The organism is Candidatus Tisiphia endosymbiont of Dioctria linearis (assembly GCF_964026545.1).
Taxonomy (GTDB): domain Bacteria; phylum Pseudomonadota; class Alphaproteobacteria; order Rickettsiales; family Rickettsiaceae; genus Tisiphia.
Map to the genome: position 1 here is coordinate 1,320,999 of NZ_OZ032156.1, position 14,213 is coordinate 1,335,211.

1 protein-coding gene (only partly in view) is annotated in these 14,213 nt (G+C 30.5%); it reads right to left on the reverse strand.

Features of this window, described 5'->3' with window-relative positions:
• On the reverse strand, positions 1 to 14,020 hold the 5' portion of the coding sequence (locus tag AAGD42_RS06335; protein WP_341752674.1) for a non-ribosomal peptide synthase/polyketide synthase. The gene continues 25,805 nt to the left of window position 1, outside the view; 14,020 of the gene's 39,825 nt are visible here — the first part of the coding sequence; its start codon is at positions 14,018 to 14,020; its stop codon lies off the left edge, out of view.
• Positions 14,021 to 14,213: the final 193 nt, after the last annotated feature.

Below are 14,213 nucleotides of genomic sequence, written 5' to 3' on the forward strand. Positions count from 1 at the left end.
CATAATTAAAACCTCCTCTTAAAATCTCTTGACTATCATCTATAAATGTTTCTATATCAAATTTTGCTACGTTATACAAATTTGTATCTGATACATATCCTTGTAATAGCTCTGATTTTGTATTAAAACCAAAATTTTGCAACCCAAACATAACCTGGAATATAGGGTGCCTACTTGTATCCTTTTCTACTTGTAACTCTTCTACTAATTTCTCAAATGGTAAATCTTGATGAAGTTGTGCTTCTATTACCTCCTTGCTTACAGTTTCTATAAACTCTTTAATTGTGCTTGTTGACCTTATTTTAGTTCTTAAAACTATAGTATTTACAAAAAATCCTATCAAGCTCTCTACTTGATTATAATGCCTGTTAGATACAGCTGTCCCTATTACTATATCATCCTGATTACTATAAACTCTTAGCATTAAATAATATGCTGACAATAATACACTATATAGACTTACTTTTAATTCTTTTGCCAGCTCTCTTAAGCTTATTGATACTCCTTTATCAATTTCAAAATAAATATTCTTTCCACTATAATTTACCTGTTTTAGTCTTTGTTTATCTGTAACTAGATTTAATGTCTCATAATTTTCTAGTTTACTTCTCCAATAGTTTAACTGACTATCTAGCCTGTCGCCACTTAAGTAATTCCTTTGCCATAATGCAAAGTCTCTATATTGAATAGTAATATCAGGAAGATTTAGTTTAGCCTCAAGCCCTTTTAATTTGGCTAAATAATAGTTATAATATTCTTGTAGCTCATTAAAAAATATATTGGTTGACCATCCATCAAATGCTATATGATGTACTACTATACTTGTATAGTACTCTTTGTTAGGTTGTAAGTAATAAAAACAAACTCTTATTGGTATTTCATTTGATAAATCATATACATAATTTACTGCTTTTTGTAATTCCGTTTCTAATTCTATTTTGCTTGTTATAGATATTTTATTTATCTCTAATAAGTCTTTGGTATTATCCAATACTAGTTGATACCCTAGTCCTTCTGTATTTTCCTTAATTAATGTTCTTAAAATCTCATGTCTTGCTACTATAGCTTTAAGGCTCATTTCTAATGTATCAAGATTGATATCAGCAGATAACTTATATAACATTGGTATATTATATGCATTTGTTCCTTCTTCATACTTTTCAATAAACCATAGACGCTCTTGTGCAAATGATAACTTTTGTTTTTCTGCATTACTTATACTAACTTTACTTATATTAGTGCCAGATTCTGCATTGCCTTTTAAATACTCTATTAATCTTTCTATGCTGTGAGATTTAAAAATGCTGGCTATACTTACATTTATATTTAACTCTTTACCTAATTTACTTACTAGCCTAATTGCTAGAATACTATTCCCTCCCAATCTAAAGAAATTATCATGAATTCCTACTTTATCTACTTCTATCCCCAATACTTCAGCCCATATTTGACACACCTTTGCTTCCAGTTCATTGCGTGGGGCAAGATAATTATCCTTATCAGTAAACTCAGTATCTGGTAATGCTTTTCTGTCTAATTTGCCATTGATTGTTAATGGTAGTTTCTCTAAATGTACTAAAGTACTCGGTACCATATATTCTGGTAATTTAGACTCTAGATAAGTAAGAATATCTGATTCCTTGAGTTTGTGTTCCGATACGTAATATCCCACCAGATATTTGTTACCTGTAGAATCATCAGCACTTACGTATTCTCGAGTTACTACAACACTTTGCTTAATATCCTCATATGACAGAAGAGCTGACTCTATCTCTCCTAGCTCTATCCTATATCCCCTAATCTTAACCTGAGAGTCATTTCGTCCTATATATTCCAAATTACCATCAGGAAGTAAACGAGCCAGGTCTCCTGTTCTGTACAATCTTGCATTCTTATCTTGCCCTAGTTCTTCCTCTGTTCTAAACGGGTTTGCTATAAATTTCTCAGCCGTTAAATCCGCTCTGTTTAAATATCCTCTGGCAAGTCCCACTCCTCCTACATGCAACTCACCTATAGCTCCAATAGGAAGAGGAGTTAGGTTATTATCTAAAATATATACTTTAGTATTTGAAATAGGCTTGCCTATCTCTTTAGAAAATCTGGAATTATAGTGCTTTAAACTTGTATATACGGTAATTTCCGTAGGACCATAAGCATTTATTATTGTTAAATTACTATTCTGATAACAACTTAATAATTTCTTATCAATTGTATCTCCTCCTATTATAAGAGTGTCTAATTTTAAAATATCATTATTATTTAATAATATAGGTGGCAAAAGTGCTATATCAATAGCATTATCTTCTATGTATCCGCTTAATAAGCTTATATCTTGCCTAATATTATTATTTATTACATATGTAGTATTTCCGTTGCATATAGTTGAATAAATTTCCCATACGTGAGCATCAAATACATAATTTGCATACCACAAACAATTTTTACTTTTCTTAGCATCATTTAACCCAAGTTCTTCGCTTTGTAGTGTTACTAAGTTTGTTATTCCCTTATGCCCTATCATTACACCTTTAGGATTACCTGTAGTACCTGAAGTATATATTACATAGGCAAGGTTCGTACTTTCTATTCTAGTAACAGGAGAGAATATAGATGCAGTGACCAAGGCTTCTTGCACTTCTGCAGAATCTACTGCAATCACATTTGTATTAGCTCCCTTATCAATACCATCAAGTCTTTCCTGATATACACTGTTAGTTAATAACACCTTCGTTCTCGTATCATTAACTATATACTCTATTCTGCTATCAGGATAGCCTGGATCCATTGGTACATATGCTCCCCCTGCCTTAAGTACCGCAAGTATACTAATTAGCATGTGTTCACTTCTATCCAAACAAAGTGCTATTAATGTATCAGGCTCAATCTCCTCTCTACTTCTTATATAATGTGCTAGCTTGTTTGCTCTTTCGTTCACTTCCCTGTAGCTAAGATGTATATCTTCATATACCAGTGCAATACTGTCTGGACTCCTTTCTACCTGCTCTTCAAATAATCCATGTATCGTCTTATCACATGGATATTCTTTACCTGTATCATTCCAACCATAAACTATCCGTTCATACTCTTCCTTATTTAAGTAACCTATATCTGATATCTTCTCTTCTACTTGACAATTACTTATTTGCTTCACTATTTCAAGATATGTATCCTTTAATCTATTTATTGTCTCTTCTGTATATAGACTTACTGCATAATTAAAACCTCCTCTTAAAATCTCTTGACTATCATCTATAAATGTTTCTATATCAAATTTTGCCACGTTATACAAATTTGTATCTGATACATATCCTTGTAATAGCTCTGATTTTGTATTAAAACCAAAATTTTGCAACCCAAACATAACCTGGAATATAGGGTGCCTACTTGTATCCTTTTCTACTTGTAACTCTTCTACTAATTTCTCAAATGGTAAATCTTGATGAAGTTGTGCTTCTATTACCTCCTTGCTTACAGTTTCTATAAACTCTTTAATTGTGCTTGTTGACCTTATTTTAGTTCTTAAAACTATAGTATTTACAAAAAATCCTATCAAGCTCTCTACTTGATTATAATGCCTGTTAGATACAGCTGTCCCTATTACTATATCATCCTGATTACTATAAACTCTTAGCATTAAATAATATGCTGACAATAATACACTATATAGACTTACTTTTAATTCTTTTGCCAGCTCTCTTAAGCTTATTGATACTCCTTTATCAATTTCAAAATAAATATTCTTTCCACTATAATTTACCTGTTTTAGTCTTTGTTTATCTGTAACTAGATTTAATGTCTCATAATTTTCTAGTTTACTTCTCCAATAGTTTAACTGACTATCTAGCCTGTCGCCACTTAAGTAATTCCTTTGCCATAATGCAAAGTCTCTATATTGAATAGTAATATCAGGAAGATTTAGTTTAGCCTCAAGCCCTTTTAATTTGGCTAAATAATAGTTATAATATTCTTGTAGCTCATTAAAAAATATATTGGTTGACCATCCATCAAATGCTATATGATGTACTACTATACTTGTATAGTACTCTTTGTTAGGTTGTAAGTAATAAAAACAAACTCTTATTGGTATTTCATTTGATAAATCATATACATAATTTACTGCTTTTTGTAATTCCGTTTCTAATTCTATTTTGCTTGTTATAGATATTTTATTTATCTCTAATAACTCTTTGGTATTATCCAATACTAGTTGATACCCTAGTCCTTCTGTATTTTCCTTAATTAATGTTCTTAAAATCTCATGTCTTGCTACTACAGCTTTAAGGCTCATTTCTAATGTATCAAGATTGATATCAGCAGATAACTTGTATAACATTGGTATATTATATGCATTTGTTCCTTCTTCATACTTTTCAATAAACCATAGACGCTCTTGTGCAAATGATAACTTTTGTTTTTCTGCATTACTTATACTAACTTTACTTATATTAGTGCCAGATTCTGCATTGCCTTTTAAATACTCTATTAATCTTTCTATGCTGTGAGATTTAAAAATGCTGGCTATACTTACATTTATATTTAACTCTTTACCTAATTTACTTACTAGCCTAATTGCTAGAATACTATTCCCTCCCAATCTAAAGAAATTATCATGAATTCCTACTTTATCTACTTCTATCCCCAATACTTCAGCCCATATTTGACACACCTTTGCTTCCAGTTCATTGCGTGGGGCAAGATAATTATCCTTATCAGTAAACTCAGTATCTGGTAATGCTTTTCTGTCTAATTTGCCATTGATTGTTAATGGTAGTTTCTCTAAATGTACTAAAGTACTCGGTACCATATATTCTGGTAATTTAGACTCTAGATAAGTAAGAATATCTGATTCCTTGAGTTTGTGTTCCGATACGTAATATCCCACCAGATATTTGTTACCTGTAGAATCATCAGCACTTACGTATTCTCGAGTTACTACAACACTTTGCTTAATATCCTCATATGACAGAAGAGCTGACTCTATCTCTCCTAGCTCTATCCTATATCCCCTAATCTTAACCTGAGAGTCATTTCGTCCTATATATTCCAAATTACCATCAGGAAGTAAACGAGCCAGGTCTCCTGTTCTGTACAATCTTGCATTCTTATCTTGCCCTAGTTCTTCCTCTGTTCTAAACGGGTTTGCTATAAATTTCTCAGCCGTTAAATCCGCTCTGTTTAAATATCCTCTGGCAAGTCCCACTCCTCCTACATGCAACTCACCTATAGCTCCAATAGGAAGAGGAGTTAGGTTATTATCTAAAATATATACTTTAGTATTTGAAATAGGCTTGCCTATCTCTTTAGAAAATCTGGAATTATAGTGCTTTAAACTTGTATATACGGTAATTTCCGTAGGACCATAAGCATTTATTATTGTTAAATTACTATTCTGATAACAACTTAATAATTTCTTATCAATTGTATCTCCTCCTATTATAAGAGTGTCTAATTTTAAAATATCATTATTATTTAATAATATAGGTGGCAAAAGTGCTATATCAATAGCATTATCTTCTATGTATCCGCTTAATAAGCTTATATCTTGCCTAATATTATTATTTATTACATATGTAGTATTTCCGTTGCATATAGTTGAATAAATTTCCCATACGTGAGCATCAAATACATAATTTGCATACCACAAACAATTTTTACTTTTCTTAGCATCATTTAACCCAAGTTCTTCGCTTTGTAGTGTTACTAAGTTTGTTATTCCCTTATGCCCTATCATTACACCTTTAGGATTACCTGTAGTACCTGAAGTATATATTACATAGGCAAGGTTCATACTTTCTATTCTAGTAACAGGAGAGAATATAGATGCAGTGACCAAGGCTTCTTGCACTTCTGCAGAATCTACTGCAATCACATTTGTATTAGCTCCCTTATCAATACCATCAAGTCTTTCCTGATATACACTGTTAGTTAATAATACCTTCGCCCTCGTATCATTAACTATATACTCTATTCTGCTATCAGGATAGCCTGGATCCATTGGTACATATGCTCCCCCTGCCTTAAGTACCGCAAGTATACTAATTAGCATGTGTTCACTTCTATCCAAACAAAGTGCTATTAATGTATCAGGCTCAATCTCCTCTCTACTTCTTATATAATGTGCTAGCTTGTTTGCTCTTTCGTTCACTTCCCTGTAGCTAAGATGTATATCTTCATATACCAGTGCAATACTGTCTGGACTCCTTTCTACCTGCTCTTCAAATAATCCATGTATCGTCTTATCACATGGATATTCTTTACCTGTATTGTTCCAATCATAAACTATCTGTTTATAATCCTGTTCAGTAAGACGTAATTTAGTACCACCTGGATTATTTAATATATTAAGTAAGGATTCTTGATAATATACTGTAAAATAATCCAGAAAATCTTGGCTAATATAATTATCATGCACACTAAATTTTACTAAAAACATGGATTCTTTATACTGAGATACACTAAGAACAAATGGTATATTTGTTCTTTCATATCCTCCCAAAGATTGCAGATTAGAATAACTATCATTAAATATGTGAAAATGTATAAAATTAAATGCAAAATCATACAATTCTTGTTTAAATAACGATTTTATATATCCATAAGGTAAATGTTTATATTGTTGCAATCTAACTTTAGTTGTAAATACTTCTAATAGCTTACTAGAATAGTTTGATGTATTATTTATATTAAATCTAAATGGAATAGTATTTAAAAATAAACCAAATAACTTATCTCCTCCTTCTTTTTCCAAACGATTATTTACTACTTGACCAACTATCATATCAGTGTTATTTGTAAAAAATGATAAAGTTTCTAGATACGCTAATAAAAATATACTATCAATGCTAATCACTAAATCTTTTGCCAACCTATGTATCAAAGTGACTTGTTCGGTAGATAAATTAATAGATTTATTATATAGACTATCTTCAGATGTTAATTTATCAAATTTCCAATTAACTTTTGTAACATTGTAATTGTCTAAATATTCTTTCCAGAAAGTTGCATTCCCTTGATCCTCGATTGCCAATATTTCATTTTGAACAAATTCGCCATATCGCAAATCTGGAATGGGTATGATAGGCTTATCATTTACATAAGTTTGAATAAACTCATTTATTAAAGACGCTACACTCCAACCATCTTCAATTACATGATGGAATGAATGTATAAAATCAAAGCTATTACCTAAATCATTAACTATTAATCTAAATAAACCAGGTTTATTATAATCAAAACTATTCCTTTTTTCCTGTGTTACTATATCTACAATATTTCGATTTTTATAGAGTTGATAATCTAGTTTACTATCTTTGTGTATAATAACATTCCAACCGTTATCATTTAGGACGAATGCTGCCCTCAATAACTCATGTTTATCGACTAAAGATTTCCAGATAGATAAAAATTTGTATTCATCATATTTAGTACTAATTAAATAATTAGAAATATTGTGATATGTACTTTTATCATCCATATTAGATTCTAACAACATGCCAATTTGTAAATAGCTTGCAGGATAAACATCTTCTATCAATTCAAAATTAGAGATTATATCCTTATAATCTTCTATATTTACTAGATTAAACGGTACATATGATATAGCTTGTCCGTCATTGTTAGTAGTAAAAATAGTTTCTGCTAAGTTAGATATACATTTTAATTTAAATATATCTCTAACTTTAACACCTGATTTAAATTCTATATTTACCTTACTTACTAACCTAATTGCTAAAATACTATCTCCACCCAATCTAAAGAAATCATCACGGATTCCTACTCTCTCTACTTCTATCCCTAATACCTCAGACCATATCTGACACATCTTTGCTTCCAGTTCATTGCGTGGGGCAAGATAATTATCCTTATCAGTAAACTCAGGATCTGGTAATGCTTTTCTGTCTAATTTACCATTGATTGTTAATGGTAGTTTCTCTAAATGTACTAAAGTACTTGGTACCATATATTCTGGTAATTTAAACCCTAGATAAGTAAGAATATCTGATTCCTTGAGTTTGTGATCCGATACGTAATACCCCACCAGATATTTGTTACCTGTAGAATCATCAGCACTTACATGCTCTCGAGCTACTACAACACTTTGCTTAATACCCTCATATAACAGAAGAGCTGACTCTATCTCTCCTAGCTCTATCCTATATCCCCTAATCTTAACCTGAAAGTCATTTCGTCCTATATATTCCAAATTACCATCAGGAAGTAAACGAGCCAGGTCTCCTGTTCTGTACAATCTTGCATTCTTACCTTGCCTTAATTCTTCCTCTGTTCTAAACGGATTTGCTATAAATTTCTCGGCCGTTAAATCCGCTCTGTTTAAATATCCTCTGGCAAGTCCTACTCCTCCTACATACAACTCACCTATAGCTCCAATAGGAAGAGGAGTTAGGTTATTATCTAAAACATAGGCTTTTAAATCAGGTATAAGCTTTCCTATATCTGAATTGTTGTTTATACCATTTTCTTTCAACTGCTTATATGTAACATGTACCGTAGTTTCCGTAATTCCATACATATTTATTAATTTTTGAGTATTATCACTATAATACTCAAACCAACCTTTTAGTTGTTCTAAATTTAAGGTCTCTCCTCCAAATATTATATATCTAAAACTTGTTAGCTTATTATTACTAATAACTATATCAGCAAATTGATAAAAAGCTGTAGGTGTATGATTTAGTACTGTAACTTTTTGTTGCTGACAAAGTTCATAAAATATATTCAAGTCTCTTGATTTTTCATTAGATAGAATTATTAATTTTCCACCATAATTAAATGCACCCCATATCTCCCATACACTAAAATCAAATATATATGAATGAAATAATGTCCAAACATCGTTATGATTAAATTTATACCATTCATGTGTAGCGGTTAATAACCTTATTATATTACTATGTAGTTGTAACACACCTTTAGGATTCCCTGTAGTACCTGAAGTATATATTACATAAGCAAGGTTCGTACTTTCTGTTCTAGTAACAGGAGAGAATATAGATGCAGTGACCAAGGCTTCTTGCACTTCTGCAGAATCTACTGCAATCACATTTGTATTAGCTCCCTTATCAATAGCATCAAGTCTTTCCTGATATACACTGTTAGTTAATAATACCTTCGTTCTCGTATCATTAACTATATACTCTATTCTGCTATCAGGATAGCCTGGATCCATTGGTACATATGCTCCCCCTGCCTTAAGTACCGCAAGTATACTAATTAGCATGTGTTCGCTTCTATCCAAACAAAGTGCTATTAATGTATCAGGCTCAATCTCCTCTCTACTTCTTATATAATGTGCTAGCTTGTTTGCTCTTTCGTTCACTTCCCTGTAGCTAAGATGTATATCTTCATATACCAGTGCAATACTGTCTGGACTCCTTTCTACCTGCTCTTCAAATAATCCATGTATCGTCTTATCACATGGATATTCTTTACCTGTATCATTCCAACCATAAACTATCCGTTCATACTCTTCCTTATTTAAGTAACCTATATCTGATATCTTCTCTTCTACTTGACAATTACTTATTTGCTTCACTATTTCAAGATATGTATCCTTTAATCTATTTATTGTCTCTTCTGTATATATACTTACTGCATAATTAAAACCTCCTCTTAAAATCTCTTGACTATCATCTATAAATGTTTCTATATCAAATTTTGCTACGTTATACAAATTTGTATCTGATACATATCCTTGTAATAGCTCTGATTTTGTATTAAAACCAAAATTTTGCAACCCAAACATAACCTGGAATATAGGGTGCCTACTTGTATCCTTTTCTACTTGTAACTCTTCTACTAATTTCTCAAATGGTAAATCTTGATGAAGTTGTGCTTCTATTACCTCCTTGCTTACAGTTTCTATAAACTCTTTAATTGTGCTTGTTGACCTTATTTGAGTTCTTAAAACTATAGTATTTACAAAAAATCCTATCAAGCTCTCTACTTGATTATAATGCCTGTTAGATACAGCTGTCCCTATTACTATATCATCCTGATTACTATAAACTCTTAGCATTAAATAATATGCTGACAATAATACACTATATAGACTTACTTTTAATTCTTTTGCCAGCTCTCTTAAGCTTATTGATACTCCTTTATCAATTTCAAAATAAATATTCTTTCCACTATAATTTACCTGTTTTAGTCTTTGTTTATCTGTAACTAGATTTAATGTCTCATAATTTTCTAGTTTACTTCTCCAATAGTTTAACTGACTATCTAGCCTGTCGCCACTTAAGTAATTCCTTTGCCATAATGCAAAGTCTCTATATTGAATAGTAATATCAGGAAGATTTAGTTTAGCCTCAAGCCCTTTTAATTTGGCTAAATAATAGTTATAATATTCTTGTAGCTCATTAAAAAATATATTGGTTGACCATCCATCAAATGCTATATGATGTACTACTATACTTGTATAGTACTCTTTGTTAGGTTGTAAGTAATAAAAACAAACTCTTATTGGTATTTCATTTGATAAATCATATACATAATTTACTGCTTTTTGTAATTCCGTTTCTAATTCTATTTTGCTTGTTATAGATATTTTATTTATCTCTAATAAGTCTTTGGTATTATCCAATACTAGTTGATACCCTAGTCCTTCTGTATTTTCCTTAATTAATGTTCTTAAAATCTCATGTCTTGCTACTACAGCTTTAAGGCTCATTTCTAATGTATCAAGATTGATATCAGCAGATAACTTGTATAACATTGGTATATTATATGCATTTGTTCCTTCTTCATACTTTTCAATAAACCATAGACGCTCTTGTGCAAATGATAACTTTTGTTTTTCTGCATTACTTATACTAACTTTACTTATATTAGTGCCAGATTCTGCATTGCCTTTTAAATACTCTATTAATCTTTCTATGCTGTGAGATTTAAAAATGCCGGCTATACTTACATTTATATTTAACTCTTTACCTAATTTACTTACTAGCCTAATTGCTAGAATACTATTCCCTCCCAATCTAAAGAAATTATCATGAATTCCTACTTTATCTACTTCTATCCCCAATACTTCAGCCCATATTTGACACACCTTTGCTTCCAGTTCATTGCGTGGGGCAAGATAATTATCCTTATCAGTAAACTCAGTATCTGGTAATGCTTTTCTGTCTAATTTGCCATTGATTGTTAATGGTAGTTTCTCTAAATGTACTAAAGTACTCGGTACCATATATTCTGGTAATTTAGACTCTAGATAAGTAAGAATATCTGATTCCTTGAGTTTGTGTTCCGATACGTAATATCCCACTAGATATTTGTTACCTGTAGAATCATCAGCACTTACGTACTCTCGAGTTACTACAACACTTTGCTTAATATCCTCATATGACAGAAGAGCTGACTCTATCTCTCCTAACTCTATCCTATATCCCCTAATCTTAACCTGAGAGTCATTTCGTCCTATATATTCCAAATTACCATCAGGAAGTAAACGAGCCAGGTCTCCTGTTCTGTACAATCTTGCATTCTTACCTTTCCTTAATTCTTCCTCTGTTCTAAATGGATTTGCTATAAATTTCTCAGCCGTTAAATCCACTCTGTTTAAATATCCTCTGGCAAGTCCCACTCCTCCTACATACAACTCACCTATAGCTCCAATAGGAAGAGGAGTTAAGTTATTATCTAAAATGTAGACATTAGTGTTTGAAATAGGCTTGCCTATTAAATTAGTATCTCCATTTTTTATTTTTTTACCTGATGCATATATTGTTACTTCCGTTGGGCCATAATAATTATATAACTTATAATGATTTGACCAATACTCACCTGTATTTATATCACATGGCTCTCCTGCGTATATTATTCCGCAAAGTGCCTTATATTTAACCTTTGGTAAATTAGATAATAATATTGGAGGTAAATATACATAATTGATATTATTTTTTCTAACATAAGAACTAATTAAATAAGAATCAGATCTTATTGCATCATTTAATAAATGAATTTCTCCACAACGAAATAATGCTGTAAAAAACTCTGAAACTGATACATCAAAAATATAAGATGTAAATGCTGTTATCTTGTTGCCTTTTTTCAAATCATATACATCATTTAATGATGCGATGGTATTTACCACCCCTCTATGCCCTATCATTACACCTTTAGGATTACCTGTAGTACCTGAAGTATATATTACATAGGCAAGATTTGTACTTTCTGTTCTAGTAACAGGAGAGAATATAGATGCAGTGACCAAGGCTTCTTGCACTTCTGCAGAATCTACTGCAATCACACTTGTATTAGCTCCCTTATCAATACCATCAATCCTTTCTTGATATATAATGTTAGTTAATAACACCTTCGCCCTCGTATCATTAACTATATATTCTATTCTGCTATCAGGATAGCCTGGATCCATTGGTACATATGCCCCCCCTGCCTTAAGTACCGCAAGTATACTAATTAGCATGTGTTCACTTCTATCCAAACAAAGTGCTATTAATGTATCAGACTCAATTTCCTCTCTGCTTCTTATATAATGTGCTAGCTTGTTTGCTCTTTCGTTCACTTCCCTGTAGCTGAGATGTATACCTTCACATACCAGTGCAATACTGTCTGGACTCCTTTCTACCTGTTCCTCAAATAATCCATGTATCGTCTTATCACACGGATATTCTTTGCCTGTATCGTTCCAGGTATATACTATTTGGGTGTATTGTTCATTGGATAATAGATTATAACCCTTAATATAATTTAAATTTTTTATATTTTTTATGTTTATTAATTCCTCTAGTATTTCAGTAAATAACCTTTTATAGCTCTCTATAAATTCCTTTAATAAACTTATTTCTATTCTATCTAACTTATATTTTATTCTATAATTAATTTCTTCATTTCTAACTTCTTGTTCAAATAACACATCATTTACTAAATCAATATTTGTACTATAATTTACTTTACTTTCTACGTTTACAAATTCCAAAGTTTTGTCTTTTAAATTTGTTTGAGAAAATGAAATATTTAATACGTCTTTATTCAATGCAGATATAATGTTAAAAATGGGTAAATAACTATGATTTATACCATTAGGTCTTAGTGCTTTTATAAACTTTTTTGTTTGATTAAAAATATCTGAAATAGTACTTATTGTACTAAAATCATAAGGAATCATTATAGTGTTAATGTGAGCCCCATGTATAAAATTCGTTCCTTCATTTATAGCTATTGGATAACTTATACAAAAGCTATTTTTACCACTATATTTATTTAGCAATATTGCAATTATACTTTTACCATATAAATATGGTGTTACTTCATATTTTTTCTTTAACTTATTTAATTTAAAAAATATTTCTTTGTCAAAACTAAATCTTATTTCTCCAACCTCACTTAATGATTGTATTTCTAGATTATCATTTAATATTTTATTCTTATTTAATTTTAAAAATCTTAAATCTATTGGTTCTATTCCTTTTAATTTTTCTTTCCAAAAAGACTTACTTTTTTCTTTATTTAGATATACATACTCTGATAACTCTATAGATAATTTTGTTATCTTTGATAATTGTTCTTCTTTAGAAGCATCACTTTTACAAAATTTATTATTATAATAATTCGATAATTCTTGTATAAAATAATCCATTGTTTGTCCATCTATAACAATGTGATGCAAAACAATTATTAATCTATAATTATTATTGTTTACTTTTACTAACCCAAACCTATACAAAGGACCTGTTTCTAAATCAAACGGTTTTTGTATATAAGATAAAATCTTGCTATTTGGTATTTTTTTCTCAAAAAAGTCTATTTCATGGATTGTATCATTTTCTACCCAATACAAATCTTTATCTTTATTGTCTATATGGCTATTAAATATAATATAATCTGATATAAATCTTTTTATAGCATCGTTTAATCTTTGTATTTCCAATAAACCAGAAAGATTTTGATCAAAAACTATATTATAGTCACTTCTATTTTGATCTAACTTCCATTCGTTATAGAATATTTTAGAATAAGGAGTTAATGGTATCTTATACATAATTTTAAACCTTTAATGTTTTTCATATAACAGATATGTTTAACCATCAAAATATCAATTTCTTTTTAAGATAGAATTCTGAAATAACCCCAGAGAGCTAAACCAAAAATCTTCAAAACAAAAGAGAACCCTTTATTTTTAAAATCACTACAACAGCAATTTAAAATATGGTTTAAATTTTTAAATTAGCGTG